The organism is Photorhabdus kleinii (genome assembly GCF_025384885.1).
In the GTDB taxonomy this organism is placed as follows: Bacteria; Pseudomonadota; Gammaproteobacteria; order Enterobacterales; family Enterobacteriaceae; genus Photorhabdus; species Photorhabdus kayaii.
This window is the reverse complement of sequence record NZ_JAJAFY010000004.1, coordinates 151,535-175,258: the sequence shown is the minus strand read 5'-3', so window position 1 is coordinate 175,258 and position 23,724 is coordinate 151,535. Positions and strand designations below refer to the sequence as shown.

The following is a 23,724-nucleotide window of genomic DNA, read 5'->3' as shown; positions in this document are numbered from 1 at the left end:
GTAAGAATACGGCGCTATTATTTGAAAAAAAAGAAATTATTTCAGCTTGGCAAAGCAACGAGCGGCAGCATCAACAGTACGCTGAATATCTTCATCAGTGTGAGCAATAGACATAAAACCCGCTTCAAATGCAGAAGGCGCTAAATAAACCCCTTCATCAAGCATCAGGTGGAAGAAATGTTTAAAACGTTCAATATCGCAATTCATCACATCCTGATAACTGGATACTCTTTCTGCATCGGTGAAGAAAATACCAAACATCCCGCCGACATGATTAACCACCAGAGGAATACCGGCAGCTTTTGCTGCTTTCATCAGGCCAGCAGCCAGATTATCTGTTAGCTCAGTCAGGCGTTGATGTACACCGGGTTGAGAAACTTCTTTCAGGCAAGCAAGGCCGGCGGCCATTGCAATCGGATTGCCGGATAAGGTTCCTGCCTGATAAACAGGGCCAATGGGAGCTAATTTCTCCATCACTTCATAACGCCCGCCGAAAGCGCCAACGGGCATACCGCCACCAATGATTTTGCCAAGGCAAGTTATATCGGGTTCGACATCGTAATAAGATTGTGCGCCGGATAGAGCGACGCGGAAACCGGTCATCACTTCATCGATGATCAACAGAGCACCGAATTCATCACACAGTGCGCGCAGACCGGGTAGGAATTCAGGTAGTGGCGGTACGCAGTTCATATTACCGGCAACCGGTTCAACAATAATACAGGCGACCTCTTGCGGATATTGTTCAAACGCTTCCCTAACTGAACTTAGGTCGTTGTAAATACAGGTCAGCGTATGTTTGACGAAATCAACCGGAACCCCCGGTGAATTTGGTTGGCCGATGGTCAATGCGCCAGAACCGGCTTTCACCAGCAAGCAATCAGCATGGCCGTGATAGCAACCTTCGAATTTGATGATCTTATCGCGATGGGTATAGCCACGGGCCAGACGGATAGCACTCATGGTCGCCTCTGTGCCTGAGTTAACCATGCGCACCATATCCATTGATGGCACCAGTTCAGTCACCAACTGTGCCATTTCCACTTCCGTGGCGGTGGGGGCGCCAAAACTTAATCCTTGCTCTGCGGCTTTGATAACGGCATTACGGATAGCGCTGTGGTTATGCCCCAGTACCATTGGCCCCCAAGAACCGACATAATCGATATAGGCTTTGCCATCAACATCATAGAGATAAGCGCCATCAGCGTGTTTGATAAACAGCGGCGTGCCGCCAACACCATTAAATGCACGTACCGGAGAATTGACACCGCCGGGAATAATTTGCTTTGCCTGAGAATAAAGAATATCGGACTGGCTCATGAAAGGCTCCTGAATCTATTTTTAAGTGGGGTTGTCGTTTGCCCCTCGGATTATAATGCTCTTAGAACGATAATTCCGGGTTTATTCTTTACGTAATCAAGAAATGGTGAGTCGACAACTTTTTTATTCGCAGCAAGTGAGGATGCATTCCTCAGCATTGGGCCATGATCTGTCATAATAAAAATCCCTGTATGTGTGACATCCAATCCGGCAAGATGGGTATATATTCCTATATAATCGCCCGTTTTTAAATTCTTAATAACGGCATCGTTGACTTTATCGCCTGGAATATATTTGATATCTCTTTTGGTAACACCCAGTCCGGAGATATATTCGCTACCATCAGCCTTTTTATTCAGGCTTTTTGTGATTTTTATGTAAGAAGAACTTATTTCATCCGTTACATCTTTGGCATTTAATTTTTCTCTGATTGACCAATCTGTAAAGAAGTGTTTTCTTTGTAAAAAGCTAATCTTTCCGTCGATATATCTTGTCTGGATGAGATTTTTTACAAAATCACTTTGGTCGTTGGATTTTCTTAGCGATTCTACATAATCAAGGAAAGTAAAACAGTCTAGTCCGTTGAAGTCTATAACTAATTTTTCAGGTTCAGTAGGGGAGCCAATAAGTTTGTTGGCGGCATAAGGTGTGCCCAGTAATTGATAAGAGACGTTTTTTATTATTTCTCCGGGATTATCTTTGTTTCCCGGTTTTACTTGGTTTTCTATAATTTCATTAATTTTTTTCGAGGTATAGCTGTCAATATCGGCTTGTTTGCTATGAGCGGCACAACCTGTCAAGGTGACAGCAAGCATCAGTGGCAACATTTTTCGCATAGGAACTCCATATGGTTACTTTGAAAAATATTCAATAAAGTAACTAATCATGATGATAAATCAATATTTTTTCTTTCTTAATTGTTAATTGATTGACGGAGGGTTTAACTACACGTGACGGTTTACTGCTCTTTGAAGCTATCGTAAAAAGCCAGCGTTTGTCGCTAAGGTAGCCGCGATGGTAAACAAATGTGTGATAATTTTTTAGCGGTTAGTGTGTTGTCAAAATGACAATACTTGAACGAACTAATCAGGTATTGGATAATTCGAGTTATTAATGATCGGCAAATTTTTGTTGTCTTCTGAATATTTTTGCCGAGTTCCAGTCTGGAGTAAAAATGATGAGCGATGATATCGTATTACCTTTGCAGTTTACGGATGCCGCAGCTAACAAAGTGAAAATTTTGGTTTCGGATGAAGAAAACCCAAACTTGCGTTTACGGGTTTATATCACCGGTGGTGGATGCAGTGGCTTTCAGTATGGTTTTACCTTTGATGATCAAATGAATGAAGGTGATATGACCATTGAGAAACAAGGTGTGGAGTTGGTTGTTGATCCGATGAGCCTACAGTATTTGGTTGGCGGTTGTGTTGATTATACCGAAGGTCTGGAAGGTTCACGTTTTATCGTCACGAACCCTAATGCTAAGACAACTTGTGGTTGTGGTTCTTCTTTCAGTATCTGATTCCAGGCGATTTCCCGTAATGGGTCTGAATATTATGACCCATTTTCGGGAGTCCTCTTGCAATCCTATTAAACGATTTTGCTTTATCAATAATCTTTGTCATTCAATTGCTGGCATAGCTGTTCGGCTGCCAGAATGATGCGTGGCCCTGCGCGATGGAACCAATCTTCATGTAATGTAATCACTTTGGCATGCAATTGTGGATGCCAGAAATTTTCAATTAGTTTGACTTGTTCCTGTCCACCACTGATAACAATTATCTCAGGTTTCCTCGTGAGTATTTGTTCACGACTGACTTGGGGCCAGGGGACGGGGCTGTTGGCAAAAATATTTTTGCCGCCACAGATTGAAAGCACTTCACTTTGCAATGTATGGCCGGAAGCGGTAAACAGAGGATAAGTGCCGAATTGTAAAAAGGCCGGTTTGGGAGTTGTAGTGGCATATTTTTGTTGCAAATTGGCAAATCGTTGACGAAGTTCAGTCGCGGATTTTTTTGCTTGTTCTGGGTGAGGACTATATTCAGCGAGTCGTTCTAAATCCTGCGCTATCTGTTCGGTGGTTATGGGATCGGAATAAAAGATTTTAATGCCAAAAGCAGCAAGTTGTTCCAGTGGACGTTGGGGATTACCGCCACGCCATGCCAGAATCAGCTCAGGTTTAAGGGTAATAATGCGTTCCAGATTGATGCCTTGCCAGTTAGCTACTTGCTCAAGTTTACGGGCCTGAGGGGGATAATCAGAATACGCGCTGGCTGCGATCAGATTGTCACCTAGCCCGGCGGCATAGGCTAATTCTGTGGTTGACGGAGATAAACTGATTACCCGTAAGGGAGCTGCATACAGAGAATGGCTGAAACTACTGAGAAACAGTAAAAGCGATAATCCAATTGAACCCGTGCTTTTTATCCATTTCATTGAAGGGTGCTCTTTAAAACATTAAATATGTCGCCCGCAAACACGCCCGAAAATATTCATCAGGGCGTGTCAGTAATATATTATTTGTCTTTATTCAGAGTTGTCAGCATTGCGTTGACCATTAATGTAGATTGGCGAGCTGCCACGGCAAGAAATTCATCAAAGCTGATATGAGATTCTTTATCCGCCACATCAGAGATAGCACGTACCACTACAAATGGGGTGTTGTATTGATGGCAGACATGCCCTATTGCTGCGGCTTCCATTTCTACCGCCGTCACTTGTGGGAAAGTTTCCCGGATACGCGCTAGTGGTTCCGCACCATTAATAAATGCATCACCACTGCAAATCAGCCCACGTACTGCGTTCAGATTTAGTGAATGAATACATTTTTCTGCCAGATCAATTAGCTGGTCATCCGCCACGAAAGCTGGGGGGCATTGCGCCATCTGGCCGGGCTCATAACCAAAAGCGGTAACATCAGCATCATGATAGCGAACTTCGCGGGATATCACGATATCACCGATTTGCAGTTTTGGATCAAGGCCACCCGCTGATCCGGTGTTAATAATTACATCAGGCTGACAATGTTCAAGCAGTAAAGTTGTACCAATTGCAGCAGAAACTTTACCAATACCGGATTTTAACAGTGCGATCTCCACGCCGTTGAGCTTACCGGTATAGATTTCGCAGCCACCTCGTGACAATGTTTGGCGATCTTCAATTTGATCACGCAGTAACGTCACTTCTTGCTCCATAGCACCTATCACGCCTACTTTCATGATGTCATACTCGCTGTTGATTAATTAATCATATAAAATCATTCCGTGTTTGAGTTTAACATCTAATACGGAACAATCAGATAATCTGTAGTGTAAAACTGTGCTATCTCACAAGTCGGGGGGATAAATGTCCGGGATAGACTTTAGTCAGAAGCTTAACTATCAGCGTAAATACCGTCAGTATCATATTGATCCTAATGATGAAGAGCAGGTTATTCGCCAGTTTGAAAGCGATCGTGGGCGGATTATGAATTCAGCGGCTATTCGTCGTTTACAGCAAAAAACACAGGTTTTTCCGCTGGAAAATAATGCCGCTGTCCGCAGTCGCTTAACGCATTCATTGGAAGTGCAACAGGTTGGGCGCTATATTTCGAAAACGATTATTAATGAATTGAAAACGCGTAATTTGCTGGCTGATTACGGGTTGGATAAACGGCTATTATCATTTGAAAGTTTGATTGAAATGGCTTGTTTAATGCATGATATTGGTAATCCACCATTTGGTCATTTTGGTGAAGCGGCAATTAAAGATTGGTTTGCCAAAAAGCTCGATCTTAATTTTTCCTTGGAAAATATTAAGCGAGAAGATCGATGCGAAATCTTCGAATTGCGTTTATGTGGTGATGTGAAAAAAGATCTCTTTCGTCGCCAGTTGCGTAAAGATTTATGTCAGTTTGAAGGGAATGCTCAGGCTATCCGTATGGTGCATAGCTTATTAAAACTCAATCTGACTTATGCCCAGGTTGGTTGTATTCTAAAATATACTTGCCCTGCTTTTCGTCTTGAAGAAACACCAAATCAATTTAATTATTTGATGAAAAAGCCAGGTTTTTATTGGTCGGAGGAGCATTTTGTTCGCGAATTACGTCGTGAGCTTAAAATGGGTGAGTTCTGTCGCTTCCCACTGACTTATATTATGGAAGCAGCAGATGATATCTCTTATTGCATTGCTGATTTGGATGATGCTGTTGAAAAAACGATTTTCAGCGTCGATACACTGATGGGATATTTGGAAGAGGAGTGGCAAGAAAATGGCGGTCATCGGGCCGGGGATCTATTCGACTTAACGGTCAGAAAGGCGTACAAGGGAACTCACGGTAACGAATTACGTCGAAGCCAGCAGGATCAATTTTTTATGTATTTGCGGGTTTATATTACCGGTAAACTTGTGCCTTACACGGCTCGTCGTTTTATTGATCATCTGCCGGCTATTTTTGAGGGCTCGTTTAATCAAGCTCTACTTGAAGATAGCAGTGAAGAGCATCGATTACTTAAGACGTTGAAGAGTATTGCTTGTAAGAGAGTGTTTAATCATCCAGAAATTGAAGAATTGGAGTTACAGGGATACCGAGTTATTAATGGGTTATTGGATTTTTATTATCCGTTATTAAAGATATCCCGTCAGGATTTTGTGGAACTGAACCAGAACAATTTCCACAAGGATTATTTTATGGAAACTCGATTGCTACACAAACTTTCTACCAAACATCGTCTGGCTTATGGTGAAGCCGTGGAGAAAATTGTTGCCACTGATGAATCTGAAAAAGACCTGATGGAATTCTATTATCGTGCCCGTCTTATTCAGGATTACATCAGTGGCATGACAGATAATTATGCTTATGAAGAGTATCGTAAGTTTATTGTGTGCAATTGATATACCCGTTATCTTTCAAGTTGCCTCTTTGTTGGCTGCCCTCGCTCACCCCGGTCACATAGTTATCTATGCTCCCGGGGATTCGCTCCTTTGCCGTCGCGATGCATCTTGAAATCCATAGGGTATATTCTCGCCGCGACTCAATATTTTTTTTGCGGCGGTAAGGACATGATCAATTTCATCTGTCAGTTCCAACAATTCAGGTTCTATATCGGTTAATTGAACGCCTTGTTGTAATTGTTGTTCAATTAATTGGCAGAGAGCTTTAAGTTGTGGCACGCCGCTATAACAGCAGCTACCGTGTAGTTTATGGATCTGTTGCTGATAATCTTCCGCTGTTTCCCCTGACAAAACTTTTTCTGTGATTGTTTTAATCGTTGGCAGTAAATCTGCCAACATTTGCAACATATCTATAGCCAACTGTTCTTTTCCTATTGCCTGTTGTAATGCTAATGGCCAGTTAATATGTTGTGATTTTGGCGTTTTGACATAGCGACTTAACACTGCTCTCAGACGATCTTCATCGAGAGGTTTGGTCAGGAAATCCTCAAATGGAGATTGGTCTGTATCGCTCTTTGGTCGGCAAGTATAGGCTGTAACCGCAATGATCGGTGTACTGCGGTGTTGCGGTAGCTGGTGGATGCGGTCAGAAGTACAGATGCCATCCATACCTGGCATATGAATATCCATCAGAATGACATCAAAATGGTGAGAAGTTGCTGACTGCAAAGCTTCTTCTCCATTGTTACATAGCACTGTTTTTTCTACGGTTTCTTCCAGTAATGAACCTATTAGTTTGAGGTTGGCTGGATTATCGTCGACGGCCATGACGGTCATCGGTAAACGTGGGGGATGGACAAGCGTCTTTTGTGGTGCAACTGAGCCGGTTAGAATGAAATCGTCTTTTCCTAGCCATAAATCAAAACGGAAAACAGAACCTTTTTCTGGCTCGCTGGTAAAGCTGATATTTCCGCCCATTTCTTGGATCAGTTTCCTTGTAATGACCAGACCGAGGCCGGTACCGCCGTAACGGCGAGAAATACTGGCATCTGCTTGGTGAAAAGCCTGAAATAGATGAGGTTGCTGCTCAGGGCTGATACCGATGCCTGTATCGCTGACAATAATCTCTAAATTGATTTTATGGTGTTGCTGTTGTAGCAGATTGATCTTTATCTCCACAGAACCTTGGTCCGTGAATTTAATTGCATTACCGATGATATTGGTGAGTATTTGCTGGAGGCGCATAGGGTCACCTACAACCAGATTCGGTATTTGGGGATCAATATGGTGAGTTAGCTGAATATTCTTACTTTTGGCGCTGAGTGTCAGTAACACCATGATCTCATCAATCATATCCTGTAAAAGGAATGGAACGTTTTCCAATACCAATTTATCCGCTTCAAGCCGCGAAAAATCCAATATATCATTGATAATATTCAGTAGATGATTAGCGGAGCGCTCGATAATATACAGATATTCAGTTTGCTGTATTGTTAAAGGTGTTTTCAGTGTTTGGCGGGTAAAGCCAATTACGCCATTGAGTGGAGTACGTAATTCATGAGACATATTTGCCAGAAATTCCGTTTTTATTCTGGCCGCTTCCTGCGCGCGTTTTTTCGCTATTGCCAGCTCAACGTTCTGAATTTCGAATTGCTCCATTGTTTCCCGTAGATCCGATGTTGCTTGATCGATATCGTTTTGCATCTCTTCTTTATAGCTGGAGAGCGATTTGGCCATTGCATTGATGCCATTTTTCAGCGTATCTAATTCACCAAAATATTTCCCACTGACACGGCTGTTTAATTGTCCTTGGCGAATTCTATCGACAGTACTGACCATATCGCTGATAGGCTTTGTGATCTTACGAACCAAATGGTAGGCAAACAGTGATGCCCAACCAAGGCAAATCAGTAATAGTAATATAAAAATAACGATTTCTTTATATTGCTGTAAGTGAGCTGATCGTAAATCAAGATCAATAGCGATATAACCAATCGGATGTAAAGATGGGACATCAGAATTCTGATGATTCTGAGACAGATGGTGTTCTGAAATAATGGGCATACGTAGAATAATACTGTTTTTAACCTCCATTTTTGTCAAGGTGGTTGGCAGAGGCATATCTGGCGAGATCTGTAGTTGAGCTGAATTGTATTTATAGTTTGAGATATCAAATAGCTGATTATCATCGTTAAAAATGGCAATCGCCCGAACTATCTCAGAATTTCTGCGGTGAAGCCGGGTTATCAGTGAATTGACACGTTCACGGTTATGCAGATTGATGCCGATTTCACTGGCGATAGAAAGGGGTTCAATAATACTGATCCCGGATCGAACAATTTGGTTTTTCAGTTCACGATAGTGATAACAGAGGAATGAGATACTGAAAAACATGCCAACCAGTAAAATTGGAACTAGGATCAGGCTCATCATGCGGATGCGTAAGCTATATTTGGTCATAATCGTCCATTATGGGAAAATAAGAACTTAATAATTCATAGTCCGTAAGAATCATGGTGCAATTTTATTCCCCCAATCGCCGAACAGTAAATCGGCATATCATTACAGTCACTGCTGATAATCTGGATGCTCAGGGGCAGGGCGTAGCTCGCCATCAGGGTAAAACTATTTTTGTCACCGGATTATTGCCCGGTGAACAGGCACAGGTACAACTAACGGAAGAGAAACGCCAATTTGCCAAAGCAAAGTTGGTTAAGCGTCTATCTGACAGTCCATATCGTGTGAATCCCCGTTGTCCGCATTTTGGAGTATGTGGCGGTTGTCAGCAACAACATGTTGCATCGGATTTACAACGTGAGAGTAAAGCCAGCGTTCTGGAACATCTGATTAGACGGGAAACTGGTGTAACGGTTTCTGCTAAGCCGGTGATTCTGGGTCCTGAATATGGTTATCGGCGCCGGGCAAGGCTTGGTTTACACTATCAAGTAAAACAGCGCCGCCTGGTGATGGGATTTCGTCAAAATCAATCCAATGAGTTAATTGCTATAAAAGAATGCCCTGTTTTGCGACCTGAATTGGAACAGTTATTGCAACCATTGGCTCAGTGTCTGAGTAATTTGAAAGCGGTCAAGCGATTAGGTCATGTGGAATTGGTGCTGGCAGATAATGGGCCATTGATGATATTGCGCCATCTTGATCCCTTGAAATGGGAAGATAAAGAGAAACTATGCACATTTTCCGTGCAACATAATGTCGCGGTCTATCTGGCGGCGGATGAAACTTCACTTGAGTCGCTGAATGAACCGCCGGAACCCTGGTATCAGGTAGGTGGACTGAAACTGGTTTTCAGTCCAAGAGATTTTATTCAGGTTAACGATCAGGTGAATCAACAAATGGTTGCTCAGGCGATAGAGTGGCTCGATTTACAACCGAATGACAACGTGCTTGATCTGTTCTGTGGAATGGGGAATTTCACTTTACCTATTGGTCAAATAGTGCAGTCGGTGGTTGGCGTCGAAGGGGTTGCCACACTGGTAGCTAATGGGCAATATAATGCCAGATTAAATAATTTGGATAACATATCCTTCTGCCATGAAAATTTGGAAGCTGACATACGTCATCAACCTTGGGCAAAGTTGGGGTTTAATAAAGTCTTATTAGATCCGGCGCGTGCTGGTGCGACAATAGTCATGTCACACATTGTCAAGCTGGCCCCTGAAAAAGTGGTCTACGTCTCTTGTAATCCAACAACATTGGCACGGGACAGTAAGATTCTGCTTGAGGCTGGCTATCATATTATCAGTGTGCGGATGCTGGACATGTTTCCACATACAAGCCATTTGGAGTCAATGGTGCTATTTAGCCGTTAGGTCATGGCTAGATGAAAGCTATGAAGTCGTCGGGAGAGATTATGGTTGCGGTAAGAAGTGCTCATTTAACCCCTGCGGGAGAGTTTGCAGTAAACAGGTGGATCGCGAGTTTAAATATAGCGAATCTTCAATTGGGTGAGAAATTAGCCAAAACCTGGCGTTATTGTCACGAAAAAGCGCAAAATCATCCTGATTCAGAACTTCTGTTATGGCGTGGTGTAGAGATGGTTGAGATCCTCTCCACGCTGAGTATGGATAATGACAGTATGCGTGCGGCGTTGCTGTTCCCATTGATGGATGCCAAATTACTTGACGATCAAACGGTCACTGAGGCGTTTGGTAGTGGAATTACCAATCTGGTGAAAGGCGTTATGGAAATGGATGCTATTCGTCAGTTGAAAGCCACTCATAACGATTCAATTTGTTCCGTACAGGTTGATAATGTTCGCCGGATGCTATTGGCAATGGTGGAAGATTTTCGCTGTGTCATTATCAAATTGGCAGAGCGGATTGCCCATTTGCGGGAAGTTAAAGAGGCGACTGAAGATGAGCGTGTATTGGCTGCGAAAGAGTGTTCCAACATTTATGCGCCGCTCGCTAACCGATTAGGCATTGGTCAACTTAAATGGGAACTTGAGGATTACTGCTTCCGTTATCTCCATCCTGATGAATATAAAAAAATTGCGAAATTGCTGCATGAGCGTCGCATTGATCGTGAGCAGTATATTGACCACTTTGTTAATACATTACGTAAGCATATGCTCAAGGAGGGCGTCACTACTGAGATATATGGGCGTCCTAAACATATCTACAGCATCTGGCGCAAAATGCAGAAAAAATCACTGACATTTGATGAGCTGTTTGATGTTCGGGCTGTGCGGATTGTGGTTGAACGTTTGCAGGATTGTTACGCGGCACTGGGGATAGTACATACTCACTACCGTCATTTGCCGGATGAATTCGATGATTATGTGGCTAACCCGAAGCCTAATGGCTACCAATCTATTCATACCGTAGTGCTTGGGCCGGGTGGTAAGACATTGGAAATCCAGATCCGTACCCGTCAGATGCATGAAGATGCAGAATTGGGAATCGCCGCCCACTGGAAATATAAAGAGGGGGCAGTGGCGGGTAGTCGTGCCGGATATGAGGGGCGTATTGCATGGCTGCGTAAACTTATCACATGGCAAGAAGAGATGGCTGATTCTGGTGAGATGCTGGATGAAGTCCGCAGTCAGGTGTTTGATGATCGGGTATATGTATTTACACCGAAAGGCGATGTTATTGATCTACCTACCGGTTCTACGCCGCTGGATTTTGCTTACCATATTCACAGCGATGTGGGGCATCGTTGTATTGGGGCGAAAATCAGTGGTCGCATTGTGCCATTCAGCTATCAATTGCAAATGGGCGATCAGATTGAAATCATCACCCAGAAACATCCGAACCCAAGTCGTGATTGGTTAAATCCAAACTTGGGCTATGTCACCACAAGCCGTGGTCGGGCGAAAATCCATAACTGGTTCCGCAAACAGGATCGGGATAAAAACATTATCGCAGGTCGTCAGATGCTGGATAACGAACTGGAACACTTGGATATCAGCCTAAAAGAGGCGGAAAAGTTGCTCATTGCTCGTTATAACGTCCATACACTTGATGAAGTACTGGCGGGAATTGGGGTGGGTGATATCCGTATTAACCAGTTGGTCAATTTCTTACAAAGCAAACTCAAGAAAACCACCGCAGAGGATGCAGATCGGGAAGCGCTTCGCAATTTAGAAAATAAATCACATCCACAGCGTAGTTCTACTAAAGACGATGGGCGGATTGTGGTAGAAGGTGTGGGTAACTTGATGCATCACATTGCCCGTTGCTGCCAGCCAATTCCTGGAGATGAGATTGTCGGCTTTATCACTCGTGGTCGGGGTATCTCCATCCACTGGGTTGATTGTGAACAACTGGCTGAATTGCAGGAAAATGCGCCGGAAAGGGTCGTAGATGCGGTTTGGGGAGAGAGTTACTCCAGCGGTTACTCACTGATTGTGCGTGTGGTTGCGAATGATCGCAGTGGATTATTACGTGATATCACCACGATCCTGGCGAATGAAAAGGTGAACGTGCTTGGGGTGAGTAGCCGCAGTGATGTAAAACAGCAGATTGCTACCATCGATATGAATATTGAGATTTATAACCTGCAAGTACTGGGACGGATCTTGGCGAAAACCAATCAGTTACCGGATGTTATTGAAGCCAAACGCCTTCATGGCAACTAACCGCAGGAAAATTTGGATAAAAAATGAAATCATCTGCTATATACCCAATGGATTTCAAGATGCATCGCGACGGCAAGGGAGTGAATCCCCGGGAGCATCGCGAACTATGTGACCGGGGTGAGCGAGTGCAGCCAACAAAGAGACAACTTGAAAGATGACGGGTATAAAACGGTTATTAGAGATTATGGCGCAATTGCGCCATCCTCAACAGGGGTGTCCTTGGGACAAACAACAAACGTTCAAAACTATCGCACCTTATACATTAGAAGAGACTTATGAAGTCATTGATGCCATTGAACGTGGTGATTTTTCTGATCTAAAAGAAGAACTAGGCGATCTGTTATTTCAGGTGGTGTTCTATGCTGAAATGGGCAAAGAGCAACAGTTGTTTGATTTTGATGATATTTGCCATGCGATTAGCGATAAACTGGAGCGCCGCCACCCACATATTTTCGGTCAGCAGCAGGATATCAGCGGTGACGTGGCTATCAGTGGTTGGGAAAAACGTAAGGTGCAGGAAAGAGCGCAAAAAGATCTGCATTCGGTCCTTGATGACATTCCGGCAAGTCTGCCGGCATTGATGAAAGCGTATAAAATACAGAAACGTTGTGCTGCGGTTGGTTTTGACTGGGATACCTTGGGGCCAGTGCTGGACAAAGTTTATGAAGAGATCGACGAAGTAATGGATGAAGCTTATCAGGCGGTTGTTGATCAGCAGCATTTGGAAGAGGAGATTGGTGATTTATTGTTTGCTGTTGTGAACTTATCTCGCCATCTCGGATACAAACCGGAAATTGCGTTGCAAAAAGCATGCAATAAGTTTGACAACCGATTTAGAGAAGTAGAAAAGCTGATCCTGAACCAAGGCCACACCTTGGAAGCCGCGACATTGGAAGAAATGGAACAAATGTGGCAACAGGTTAAGAAACAGTAACCGGAAAGGGATGGCAAACAGCCCAAGAGGGCTGTTATCAACGCGAGAAAAGCGGAAACAGAAAGCGGCGCTAATTCACGAAAAGATATCAAAGGAATGATGAAGGATAGAAAATTATCTGGTCGCCGTTAAACCTCAGTAATTAATGGCAGTAATCCCAGATTTACCAACTGAATTTCAACATCATTGGCTTTATCAATATCGCCCTGATTTTCGCCGTCAAAAATGCCTTTTTTGGTGATGATTAATGTCCCCAATTGCTCTTTATCATTTGCAATAGGCAAGATTTCATCTGCCATTGGTAACAATGAGGGATCTATAATGGAGGGTAAATAAATCATCCAGCCGGCACTTAACCTGTCGGGGAATACCTGATTTCGTTTCAATGTATAGCCGTTAGTTTCCACCATAATATAGGGGGTATTACGGCTGAAAACCAAAAAGGTAATAAAATCAATCAATCGTGAAAATTGAAACTCCTTTTCGTCAATATTGAGATCTATTGTTATCTCAGTTTGTCCTAGCCTGTCACTACGATAGTTCTCATAAAATAGGGAGCAGGAGAGATCGTCATCTTCACCATCCCAAATACTTTTTCCTATAAAAGGGAAATTTTTTTTATAGCTTTTTTCAAACTCTTGAACCGCTTTTTCTGTCGGATGCTGTTTTTCAAAAACAGGATGTTTTAATGCTTCATTACGAGTATACCCAGTCAAATACCAGGTTTTATGATGCCCGAAGAATTGGTCAGTCTGTTGTGTTATCTTATACAAATCAGTGAGGGCTATTTGGGGAGTCAACGATTCTTTCCAGTCAAAATACAACTCTATTTCTAGTGATAAAATAGTCATTTATTGTCTCGAACTATCTAAGTAAAGGGGTATGAAATACTTTAATATTGGGATACCTAGAAAATCTTTTTGAATAGTAAGCTGCGCTTACAGGGCCCATAAAATGCCAGTGAGAGCGTGGAATGTTGTTCAATAAGGTACATACGTCTTGCTGTCGCCTTCCTTGATCTTTCATGGGTTCATCTCCCGTCCACCATTCTATCGGTTCTCCCTTCCTAAAAAACTGATCATATTTAGCTTTGGATTCCAGAAACAGGCATGCTTTTGGTCGCCAGCCATCGAAGCTGACTCCCAGACATTCCCATACCTGTATGAGTTTTGCATCCGGTTTGTAAACGGTTTTGGCTATCTGGATTTGATAATCAAGGGTCACCTGCGAGTATGAGCTGGTGCTTTCCCAGCTGGGACTTACTTTCTCAATGGCTGGACACGCCTTGCATTTTTCCCTTGTTGTACTGATCGCGTCCGTTCGGGTTTCTGCTTGCTCTTTTTCATCATCCTTGTCTTTTGTCATTTCTGTAACGTCGAGGCCAACACCAACGCCAACCAATATGCCCGCAAGGGCTGATGCCGCATATTCGGCAGCAGTCAGGGCTACCGGAACTACCAGAGGTAAAGGCATATTACTTTCTCCTTTTCAACAAGTTATCTATTATCCTCAGGATATCTTTGTATTGTTGTTCCGGGTTTTCCCCTGCTTCAAGGGCATTTTTGATTTCTGGTACACTATGGAAATTAAGATTAAATGCAGTTAAATAAAGGTATGATCTAACCAGTTTTTTATCTTTAAAGCCCAGCTCGCTGATTAAATACCGATACGCCTCTTTCAGTCGCTTATGTAAATTTTTTTCATCCTCATGCACAACCAAGTCGGCATGTTCTGACAAAATGCATTGCCTGATTTTTTCAATATAAGTATTGTCCTCTAGATCTATAATTTTATCGAATTGTTCCTGAGTGAGTTTAATCATGGCATTGCTCCTTAACTCATAAGCTACTGTTACCTATATTGGGTCTTTTATCTGTGTGCAATTCAGACGAAACGATCACTGTGGAAGCAATCATACTGTTTTTTAATCAATTAAGGCAATAAATTCATTCGAAATTGAGAAGAGGCAATAACGATTGGCTTCATGAAAAATGAAGTTTGTGTCTGTACACATGTCTACATTGAAAATGCTGTGGAGGGGGAAAATACCTTATTTTCGTGCAGATTATTTGTAGCGAATTTAAGGTTCGGGTATACTGCTTTCCCGTCCTGGTTATATCCATCATCTTTTAAACCTAAACTTTCAGGTTCAGCATGAAAACTAATTATATTTTTGTGACCGGCGGGGTCGTATCCTCTCTGGGTAAAGGCATTGCCGCAGCCTCTTTGGCGGCTATACTCGAAGCCCGTGGACTCAATGTCACTATTATGAAACTGGACCCGTACATCAATGTCGATCCAGGTACGATGAGCCCAATTCAACACGGGGAGGTTTTCGTTACCGAAGATGGAGCTGAAACTGATCTCGATTTAGGTCACTATGAGCGTTTCATCCGTACTAAAATGACTCGCCGCAATAACTTTACGACGGGTCGGGTTTATTCCGAAGTTTTGCGTAAAGAGCGCCGTGGCGACTATCTGGGGGCGACTGTTCAAGTTATTCCTCACATCACCAATGAAATTAAGGATCGCATCATCAGTGGTGGTGAAGGTCATGATGTGGTGCTGGTGGAAGTTGGTGGTACTGTCGGTGATATCGAATCGTTGCCATTCCTTGAAGCCATTCGTCAAATGGCAGTAGAAGTTGGTCGTGAACACACTTTATATCTGCATCTGACACTGGTGCCTTATCTGGCAGCGGCTGGCGAAGTCAAAACCAAACCGACTCAGCATTCGGTAAAAGAGCTGCTTTCTATCGGTATTCAACCGGATATTCTGATTTGTCGTTCAGATCGCGTCATTCCGGCTAATGAGCGAGCAAAAATTGCTCTTTTCTGTAATGTGCCGGAGAAAGCGGTTATCTCCCTAAAAGACGTTGATTCCATTTATAAAATCCCAGGGCTATTGAAATCTCAAGGCTTAGATGATTATATTTGTAAACGATTCAGCCTCGATTGCCCGGAAGCAAATTTGTCAGAATGGGAACAAGTCATTTACGAAGAAGCTAACCCTTCCGGTGAAGTCACTATTGGGATGGTGGGTAAATACGTTGAACTGCCTGATGCGTACAAATCCGTGATTGAGGCATTGAAGCACGGTGGATTGAAAAATCGTCTAACGGTGAATATCAAACTGATTGATTCCCAGGATGTTGAAACCCGTGGCGTTGAATTATTGAAGGGGTTGGATGCGATTCTGGTGCCTGGTGGTTTTGGTGGTCGTGGTGTGGAAGGCAAAATCATGACAGCCCGTTATGCGCGTGAGAACAAAATTCCTTATCTGGGGATCTGTCTCGGCATGCAGGTAGCATTGATTGAGTTTTCTCGTCATGTTGCGGGTTTGGAAAAAGCCAGCTCAACAGAATTTGAACCTGATTGCCGGTTTCCGGTTGTTGGTCTGATCACCGAATGGCGTGATGAAGACGGTAATTTAGAAGTGCGTAGCGAAGAGAGTGATCTTGGTGGAACGATGCGTGTGGGTGGTCAGCCATGCCACCTGACAAAAGAGAGTTTAGTGCGCACCTTGTATGGGGCAGATACGATTGTTGAGCGTCATCGGCATCGTTATGAAGTGAATAACTTACTGTTGAAACGTATTGAAGATGCGGGTCTGCGGGTAGCGGGTCGTTCAATGGACAATAAGCTCGTAGAAATTATTGAGATTCCAGAGCATCCTTGGTTCGTGGCTTGTCAGTTCCACCCAGAATTTACTTCCACTCCTCGTGATGGCCATCCATTATTTACTGGTTTTATTAAAGCAGCCGGTAAATATCAGAAAGGCCAGCTCAAATAAGATGTGCAGTGAGTGGCGGTATGACGTGTTCCGTCACTTACCTGAAATGTAACTTGTACTGAGGAAAACCTAATGTCCAAAATCGTTAAAGTGATCGGTCGTGAAATCATTGACTCCCGTGGTAACCCAACCGTAGAAGCAGAAGTGCATCTGGAAGGAGGGTTTGTGGGTTTAGCGGCTGCACCCTCTGGTGCATCTACCGGTTCCCGTGAAGCGTTGGAACTGCGTGACGGTGACAAATCCCGTTTTATGGGTAAAGGTGTACTGAAAGCTGTTGATGCAGTAAATGGCTCGATTGCACAGGCAGTTATTGGTCAGGATGCTAAAGATCAGGCTAACATCGACAGGATCATGATCGATCTGGATGGTACTGAAAATAAATCTCAATTCGGTGCTAATGCGATTCTGGCGGTTTCTCTGGCTAACGCTAAAGCCGCAGCAGCAGCGAAAGGCATGCCGTTGTACGAGCACATTGCTGAATTGAATGGCACTCCGGGTAAATTCTCTATGCCGTTGCCGATGATGAACATCATCAATGGTGGTGAGCACGCGGATAACAACGTTGATATCCAGGAATTTATGATTCAACCGATTGGAGCAAAAACGCTGAAAGAGGCGGTTCGTATCGGTTCTGAAGTTTTCCATAACTTGGCTAAAGTTCTGAAAGCAAAAGGCATGAGTACTGCGGTTGGTGACGAAGGGGGCTATGCGCCTAACTTGGAATCTAACGCGGCAGCGCTGGCTGCTATTAAAGAAGCGGTAGAACAAGCGGGTTATGTTCTGGGCAAAGATGTCACTTTGGCTATGGATTGTGCCGCTTCTGAATTCTACAACCCAGAAACGGGTAACTATGAACTGAAAGGTGAAGGTAAGACTTTCACTTCTCAAGAGTTCACTCATTACTTAGAAGATTTGACCAGAAAGTACCCGATTGTTTCTATCGAAGATGGGTTGAATGAATCTGACTGGGAAGGTTTTGCTTACCAGACAAAAGTATTGGGCGAGAAAATCCAATTGGTTGGCGACGACCTGTTTGTTACCAATACTAAGATCCTGAAAGAAGGTATTGAGAAAGGCATTGCTAACTCCATTTTGATTAAATTCAACCAGATTGGTTCTCTGACAGAAACACTGGCCGCGATTAAAATGGCAAAAGACGCAGGTTACACGGCGGTAATTTCTCATCGTTCTGGTGAAACAGAAGATGCGACTATTGCTGATCTGGCCGTAGGTACTGCCGCAGGTCAAATCAAAACCGGTTCTATGAGCCGTTCTGATCGCGTTGCTAAATATAACCAGTTAATCCGTATTGAAGAAGCTTTGGGTAATCGCGCTCCTTTCTATGGCTTGAAAGAAGTAAAAGGTCAGGCTTAATCGATAATTAATTAAGTATTAGAATTAAACAGGAGGGGTAAAACCCTCCTCAGATAATTGGCTACCAAGTCATATTTATAATCTTTTGACGTGTGGCTACAAAAAGGCTACGGTGTTCTAATCAAACACACAGGGGAGCATTTACTATGACTGATACTGTTGTCAGAGCCAGGGTGTCACCAGCCTGCAAAGCGGCGGCAATGGCAAATGCCAAAGCACTTGGGCTCGATTTATCTACCGTTATACGTATGGTTATTAATCGATTAGCCGCAGAAGGTCGGCTACCGGATGGGTTGCTGCAACCGAATAGAGAGACGTTACAGGCAATTCATGATCTAGAGAACGGGATAGGTGTTCACCGTGCCAACACGCTTGATGAATTAAAAAGTGATTTAGGCTGGTAACAGTGTTGATTTTCGTTTATCAGAGCCGATTTAAAAGGGATGCCAAAAAGTACGTCAACAATAAAAAAGCGCAAGAAATCATTATGAAAACCCTTGCGCTTTTGCAAACCGGCCAGCCATTACCACCGAAGTATAAAGAACACCGCCTGAATGGTAACTATATTGGTTATTTGGAATGTCATGGAGCACCGGATTTACTACTGATTTATCGACGTACGGACACTGAATTGATCTTGTATCGAGTTGGTAGCCATGCTGATTTATTCGGATAGTAAGAGGATAACTGATGGATTTTTAAATATGTTTGTTGAGCGGAGAGCTAGCTGTGATTCGAAGAGAAAAAATTAAGTTGAGCTGTGTGTAATAGGTTGATGTTTGAGCATGACAAACCTGAAATAATTTTATTCTTCCAAATGAAAGGCTAAAACCCTCCTTCATAAGGGTAATAGCCTGATAACTTCTACAACGTCAATTTTTGAGTTTTCCTGAGGCAGTCGGTCGGTGCAGCCATGTTTTCACATATGAAACTTTTCGCCGATGGCTTAATAGCGAGAATCCCCCCTTTAATGTTGCTGAGAAGATTTACCTTGATATAACGGATTTTAGTTAGCTGTCTCAACAACAGTTCGGACATATCCATACTTGGCAACTAGAGCCTTGTATTGGTGTGACAGAATTACCCGGTAAGCTGAGAGCTAAATGATGTCCGATGGCCGGGCTCAGAGCCTCGACTGCAAGGTCAAAAAGAAAAAATGTTTAAACAAGACGAAGATCTATTTTTTGATAAAAAAGATACGCTAACCTTTATCCAACTTCTTTTATGGGAATTATACCCTTGCCTAATATCAGACATACTTGTTTTATAACCGAGATCGCAAGAGAAAACGGTATTCAGCGTACGTGAAATTATAAAGATCTCCTTATCTTCCATACGTTATATCAATCACTCTTTAAGAACTCCCTTTGCTCCAAAAATTAATGGATGCTTCGGGCATCCTTATACATACGATCCATCATGGAAAAGGATATTGATGAAAATGAATCAGCGAGAAACTAACGTAAGCATACTGGCAGGGAATTCACGAGTTTATCTCAATAAGGATAGCGAGATAGTTATCGAGGCTCAGTTGAAAGCCTTTGAGGCTGCTCTGATGTTCGCCAAACGAAGCCAAGATGAATGTGGTCAATTACCGAGGATATCCGTGGCATTCGATCATCATGGGATATTCCGCCTCCAGTTCCTGATAAATAACCTCACTAATTCTCAAAAACGGAACCCCCGCTTGAGTCATCTCCACGCCTCGATCAGGAATATCTTTTTGCCCGTAGCAGAAAAATATCAGATTCCGCTCAGTGAAATACGTGTTATTCACGAAGATTCAGCCAGGCAGCACCTTGTCCACATCTTAGCTTCTGGAGAAATACCCGAAATCATCACACGGCGGATGGTGTCCAAAAACCTCGCTGACGGTAAACCACCGACATCAGATGCTGCTTACGAAGAGCCGACTCAGAAACTCACTTGTGCAGCAATTACGAAGGAGTACTTTGAGAAAGCTGCCGGTGATCACAAAGGCTCAGACGCTATTCTGGAGGTGTTCTTTGAGGACTGCGCTTGGTCGAGAGCTTTGGCATATGTGCGTGGGCTACAACTCAGCCATATGCTCGGTGTTTCAACCGCCATTCGTCTTAATCTTGTTAATGAACAGGGGGAGGTGAGTAAAGGCGATGTAGTTACTGCCTAGCAGATATAGATATAGTCAAGATAATAAAAAAATAATTTCATCTTTGTTTGTTAAGGGGGAAAAATTTATGTACAACTTAACCCGGCCGATATATTTGGATAACAATGCTACAACGCCATTAGATCCCGACGTGCTTCAAACTATGATGCCCTATTTTACCTGCGCTTATGGAAATGCTGCCAGTAATCACCATGCATTTGGGTGGAAAGCTATGGAAGCTGTTGATAATGCAAGAAAAGTGATATCAACATCGATAAATGCGACGAGTCATTCCGATATTATATTCACGTCGGGTTCCACCGAGTCGAACAATCTTGCAATCGCGGGCCTTCAACATCGGGGCAAAAGGGGGCATGTCATCACATCGACAATTGAGCATAAAGCTGTTCTTGATTGTTGCGGTAGGCTCGAAGCAATGGGAACGGAGGTGACCTACTTACCGCCGCAAAGCGACGGCATCGTATCCCCAGATTCAATATCTCGTGCAATAAGGGATGATACCTATCTCGTTTCGATTATGGCCGCTAACAACGAGATTGGTTCAATACAAAAAATTGAAGAGATAGGCGCGATCTGTAAGGAACATGACATTCCTCTTCATACCGACGCCACGCAAGCGCTCGGCAAAATAAAATTTGATGTACAGCGCATGAATATAAGTCTTGCCTCATTTTCCGCGCACAAAATATATGGACCAAAGGGGGTTGGTGCACTTTATATCGATTCACGCAATAAGAATATAACACTCGCTCCTCTCATTGTTGGAGGGGGACATGAGCGAGGCTTACGCTCTGGAACCCTTAATGTTCCGGGGATAGTAGGATTTGGGCGCGCCGTTGAACTGTCTGTTAAAAACTTGCCTGATGAGTCGATGAGGTTACGTTATTTAAGGGATTTACTTCGGTCGTATATTATCGAGAATGTGGCTGACGTTCGGATAAATGGTCATCTTATCGAATGCCTTCCCGGTCTGCTAAATGTCTCTTTCAACGGCTTGGATGCTGACTCGCTTTTGCTGGAGCTTTCCGAGGTTGCATTGTCCTCTGGGTCTGCATGCACATCCGCTAACAGGGCGCCGTCACATGTACTGAAAGCAATAGGAGTCAGTGATGCACAGGCTCAAGCCAGTGTGCGTTTCGGACTAGGAAGATTTAATAATGAGGACGAGATACGGTATGTTTGTCTCCGTCTGGAAAAAGCGGTGAATAAACTGAGATCGATGGCGCCAAAGCCATTCGGCGTCCTGTAATAATTAAGATGGAGTTTGACTGATGAGAACAATGTCGGCACTTTTTCTCCTGTTCGGAACCCTGTTCACTGCGGGGGGATATGGCGCCACCTTTCTTATTTCCGCGTATTTTCGGTCACAAGGGGGGAGTGACATTGACACTGGGACGACCCTTAGCGTGGCCTTGATCGGCACCTTGATTGGCGTTCCTTTGGTTGGATGGTTTGCTGGGCAACTGGAAGCATCGCGCCTTGCAGCCCTAGCGGCGCTGGCGATGTCTTGTGGTTATTTTCTTTTAGGCGGTTTCAGCGGTGAATTGGGTTACATTCCGCGTATCGCAGCGTTCTTGATTGGACTCGGTTGGGGAATGTTCTATATCAGTGGGCCTATGGCATTGTCGGAGCGTGTCACTGACGTTGACAGGGGTCACTGGTTTACTCGCTTCAGCGCATTTCAAATGGCTGGGATTTGCGGCAGTCCCATCCTCCTTGCCGCGGCGGTTGAACAAGCAGGAGTGCCCATCCGAGTAACATTTCTCTTTGTTGGCGTCATTGGCATCCTCGCCTCACTACTTCTGGCGACCTTTGGGGTCAGGGAACCGCATGGTCAACGGGAGTTATCACTGAGACCTTGGGTGAGAAAAATAACCAAGATTGCTGCCAGTAGTGCGATCCGTCCCATTGTGATGGTGGGTCTGGGAGGCGGTGTATTCTCCGGAATGATGTCGTTCCAGAGTTCGCTTGTCGAAGGGACTCAAGCAAATGCAAGTACATTCTTTGCTGTACATGCAGCGACCGTGGTTGTGTCGCGGCTTTTGTTAGCCCGACGTTTATCGACGATGCCCCGTATCCCGTTAGTCATCGCGCTGATGTTATTTTTGATCATAGGTATTTTGGCTTTGCTAGGCGTACCGGTTCACCCTATGTTCCAGATTGTGGCGGCCATGTTAACGGGGATAGGCTATGGATTGGTGTATCCCGTTATTCAAACATGGGCAGTAAACGACTCTGCGCTTGAGAATCGTCATGCTGCCCTCACTTGGTTCGTTGTCGCCTACTTTGTGGGGATATTTGGATTTCCGGCAATAGGCGGATGGATATTAGTTGGCGCGGGCAAAACCTTGTTTATCCTAACCCTAGCTGCAATAGCTTCCCTTGAACTTGTGGTGGCATTATTGGGAGGGCGGTGGTTTTATCGCATTAAGGACAGACTGACGGCACAGAATGAAGCACGTTAACGGTCATTCAGCCAGTCGATAATTATCGACTGGCTGATTTGCCGTTGCACAAGCAATTTTTCGATGACCATAAAGTATTTAATTGTCGTCATTCCTCGTAATTGAAGCGCTTTTTTAGGACATTTATTAATGTATTTAATGCGTCTTCCAATATTTCCCAAAATAACTAAACTTTCTGAATATTCCAATATCCATAAAAGAACATTGCTTAACAATTAAATTTTATTTATGACCGTTTAATCGTTAGATATAACATTTTCCTGTTCGGAGAATATTTGGCTGCACTTAGCGGGGTTTTACGTCTTAGTGTGGTTGTTTTTAGTATTCCGCACCAGTGCGGACTCAGGGAAAAAGCTGTAGCAATATAAAAATATTAATTTGAAGAGAGTATGAATATAGCACCTTGAATAACCAAACTGAGAGGAGAATAAGGAATGATTGTAAAAAACGACTGGCACCCGGCTGATATTATTGCAGGGCTTAAAAAACGGGGAACGTCGTTATCTGCTGTTTCAAGAGATGCAGGGCTTGCATCATCCACTTTATCAAATGCTTTGCATCGTCCGTGGCCTAAAGGTGAGAAGCTCATTGCTACCGCTTTAAATTGTGAGCCTTTCGAAATATGGCCAAGCAGATATTCAAAATGAATTAAAATAAACTTCTCGAAAAAATTCAATGAGAAGAGATTAAATGCCTGAAGCTTTTCTTGTGTCTT

General features: G+C 43.6%; 21 protein-coding genes. 13 read left to right on the top strand and 8 right to left on the bottom strand.

Annotation, left to right across the window (positions count from 1 at the left end):
* Positions 1-36: 36 nt before the first annotated feature.
* Together hemL and LG003_RS04555 are read right to left on the bottom strand one after the other, a co-directional pair.
* Positions 37-1,320 carry a glutamate-1-semialdehyde 2,1-aminomutase gene (hemL, locus tag LG003_RS04560; RefSeq protein WP_262980268.1) on the bottom strand — a complete coding sequence of 428 codons (1,284 nt, stop codon included), beginning with the start codon at positions 1,318-1,320 and terminating at the stop codon, positions 37-39.
* A 50-nt stretch (positions 1,321-1,370) separates the two neighbouring features.
* Complete coding sequence (locus tag LG003_RS04555) at positions 1,371-2,156, bottom strand: DUF1460 domain-containing protein (protein ID WP_390894097.1); 786 nt, start codon at positions 2,154-2,156, stop codon at positions 1,371-1,373.
* A 341-nt stretch (positions 2,157-2,497) separates the two neighbouring features.
* On the opposite strand from LG003_RS04555, the gene erpA reads away from it, so the two are divergent.
* Positions 2,498-2,842, top strand: coding sequence for an iron-sulfur cluster insertion protein ErpA (gene erpA, locus LG003_RS04550; protein ID WP_112876871.1), 345 nt, complete (start codon positions 2,498-2,500; stop codon positions 2,840-2,842).
* Between the two features lie 86 nt (positions 2,843-2,928).
* Here erpA and btuF read toward each other — a convergent pair whose 3' ends face one another.
* Together btuF and mtnN are read right to left on the bottom strand one after the other, a co-directional pair.
* Positions 2,929-3,756 carry a vitamin B12 ABC transporter substrate-binding protein BtuF gene (btuF, locus tag LG003_RS04545; RefSeq protein WP_112876858.1) on the bottom strand — a complete coding sequence of 276 codons (828 nt, stop codon included), beginning with the start codon at positions 3,754-3,756 and terminating at the stop codon, positions 2,929-2,931.
* A gap of 80 nt (positions 3,757-3,836) precedes the next feature.
* Positions 3,837-4,538: a 5'-methylthioadenosine/S-adenosylhomocysteine nucleosidase gene (gene mtnN, locus LG003_RS04540; protein WP_112876857.1), complete on the bottom strand. Its 702-nt coding sequence runs from the start codon at positions 4,536-4,538 to the stop codon at positions 3,837-3,839.
* A gap of 127 nt (positions 4,539-4,665) precedes the next feature.
* Between mtnN and dgt the strand changes: the two genes are divergently transcribed.
* Positions 4,666-6,192 carry a dGTPase gene (gene dgt, locus LG003_RS04535; RefSeq protein WP_262980267.1) on the top strand — a complete coding sequence of 509 codons (1,527 nt, stop codon included), beginning with the start codon at positions 4,666-4,668 and terminating at the stop codon, positions 6,190-6,192.
* A 66-nt stretch (positions 6,193-6,258) separates the two neighbouring features.
* On the opposite strand, the gene LG003_RS04530 is transcribed toward dgt, so the two are convergent.
* The gene (locus LG003_RS04530; RefSeq protein WP_262980266.1) at positions 6,259-8,652 is read right to left on the bottom strand and encodes an ATP-binding protein; all 2,394 of its coding nucleotides are present in this window, start codon (positions 8,650-8,652) and stop codon (positions 6,259-6,261) included.
* 53 nt (positions 8,653-8,705) lie between these two features.
* Between LG003_RS04530 and rlmD the strand changes: the two genes are divergently transcribed.
* From rlmD to mazG, 3 genes are all read left to right on the top strand, one after another.
* On the top strand, positions 8,706-10,022 hold the full coding sequence (rlmD, locus tag LG003_RS04525; RefSeq protein WP_262980265.1) for a 23S rRNA (uracil(1939)-C(5))-methyltransferase RlmD: 1,317 nt from the start codon (positions 8,706-8,708) through the stop codon (positions 10,020-10,022).
* A 41-nt stretch (positions 10,023-10,063) separates the two neighbouring features.
* Positions 10,064-12,295: a GTP diphosphokinase gene (gene relA, locus LG003_RS04520; protein WP_112876854.1), complete on the top strand. Its 2,232-nt coding sequence runs from the start codon at positions 10,064-10,066 to the stop codon at positions 12,293-12,295.
* A gap of 154 nt (positions 12,296-12,449) precedes the next feature.
* A complete protein-coding gene (gene mazG, locus LG003_RS04515) occupies positions 12,450-13,229 on the top strand; it encodes a nucleoside triphosphate pyrophosphohydrolase (protein WP_112876853.1) in 780 nt (259 codons plus the stop codon).
* A 128-nt stretch (positions 13,230-13,357) separates the two neighbouring features.
* On the opposite strand, the gene LG003_RS04510 is transcribed toward mazG, so the two are convergent.
* The 3 genes from LG003_RS04510 to LG003_RS04500 are packed head-to-tail and all read right to left on the bottom strand — an operon-like array spanning position 13,358 to position 15,051.
* Positions 13,358-14,080, bottom strand: coding sequence for an immunity 52 family protein (locus LG003_RS04510; protein ID WP_262980264.1), 723 nt, complete (start codon positions 14,078-14,080; stop codon positions 13,358-13,360).
* A 13-nt stretch (positions 14,081-14,093) separates the two neighbouring features.
* Positions 14,094-14,702 carry a restriction endonuclease fold toxin 5 domain-containing protein gene (locus LG003_RS04505; RefSeq protein ID WP_262980263.1) on the bottom strand — a complete coding sequence of 203 codons (609 nt, stop codon included), beginning with the start codon at positions 14,700-14,702 and terminating at the stop codon, positions 14,094-14,096.
* A 1-nt stretch (position 14,703) separates the two neighbouring features.
* On the bottom strand, positions 14,704-15,051 hold the full coding sequence (locus LG003_RS04500) for a hypothetical protein (protein ID WP_262980262.1): 348 nt from the start codon (positions 15,049-15,051) through the stop codon (positions 14,704-14,706).
* A 332-nt stretch (positions 15,052-15,383) separates the two neighbouring features.
* Here LG003_RS04500 and pyrG point away from each other — a divergent pair, with 332 nt between their 5' ends.
* From pyrG to LG003_RS04455, 8 genes are all read left to right on the top strand, one after another.
* A complete protein-coding gene (gene pyrG, locus LG003_RS04495) occupies positions 15,384-17,021 on the top strand; it encodes a glutamine hydrolyzing CTP synthase (RefSeq protein WP_112876848.1) in 1,638 nt (545 codons plus the stop codon).
* Positions 17,022-17,093: 72 nt separating this feature from the next.
* Entirely contained in the window at positions 17,094-18,395 is a 1,302-nt protein-coding gene (eno, locus tag LG003_RS04490; RefSeq protein ID WP_112876847.1) for a phosphopyruvate hydratase, read from the top strand.
* A gap of 146 nt (positions 18,396-18,541) precedes the next feature.
* Positions 18,542-18,799 (top strand): type II toxin-antitoxin system RelB/DinJ family antitoxin, encoded by a 258-nt coding sequence (locus tag LG003_RS04485; protein WP_262980261.1) that lies wholly within the window; start codon positions 18,542-18,544, stop codon positions 18,797-18,799.
* Positions 18,800-18,801: 2 nt separating this feature from the next.
* Positions 18,802-19,071, top strand: coding sequence for a type II toxin-antitoxin system RelE/ParE family toxin (locus LG003_RS04480; protein ID WP_112876846.1), 270 nt, complete (start codon positions 18,802-18,804; stop codon positions 19,069-19,071).
* A gap of 765 nt (positions 19,072-19,836) precedes the next feature.
* Positions 19,837-20,544 carry a hypothetical protein gene (locus LG003_RS04470; protein ID WP_112876870.1) on the top strand — a complete coding sequence of 236 codons (708 nt, stop codon included), beginning with the start codon at positions 19,837-19,839 and terminating at the stop codon, positions 20,542-20,544.
* A 67-nt stretch (positions 20,545-20,611) separates the two neighbouring features.
* Complete coding sequence (locus tag LG003_RS04465) at positions 20,612-21,793, top strand: cysteine desulfurase family protein (protein WP_112876845.1); 1,182 nt, start codon at positions 20,612-20,614, stop codon at positions 21,791-21,793.
* Positions 21,794-21,815: 22 nt separating this feature from the next.
* Entirely contained in the window at positions 21,816-23,009 is a 1,194-nt protein-coding gene (locus LG003_RS04460) for an MFS transporter (RefSeq protein ID WP_262980260.1), read from the top strand.
* 434 nt (positions 23,010-23,443) lie between these two features.
* A complete protein-coding gene (locus LG003_RS04455) occupies positions 23,444-23,656 on the top strand; it encodes a helix-turn-helix domain-containing protein (RefSeq protein WP_262980259.1) in 213 nt (70 codons plus the stop codon).
* Positions 23,657-23,724 lie beyond the last annotated feature (68 nt).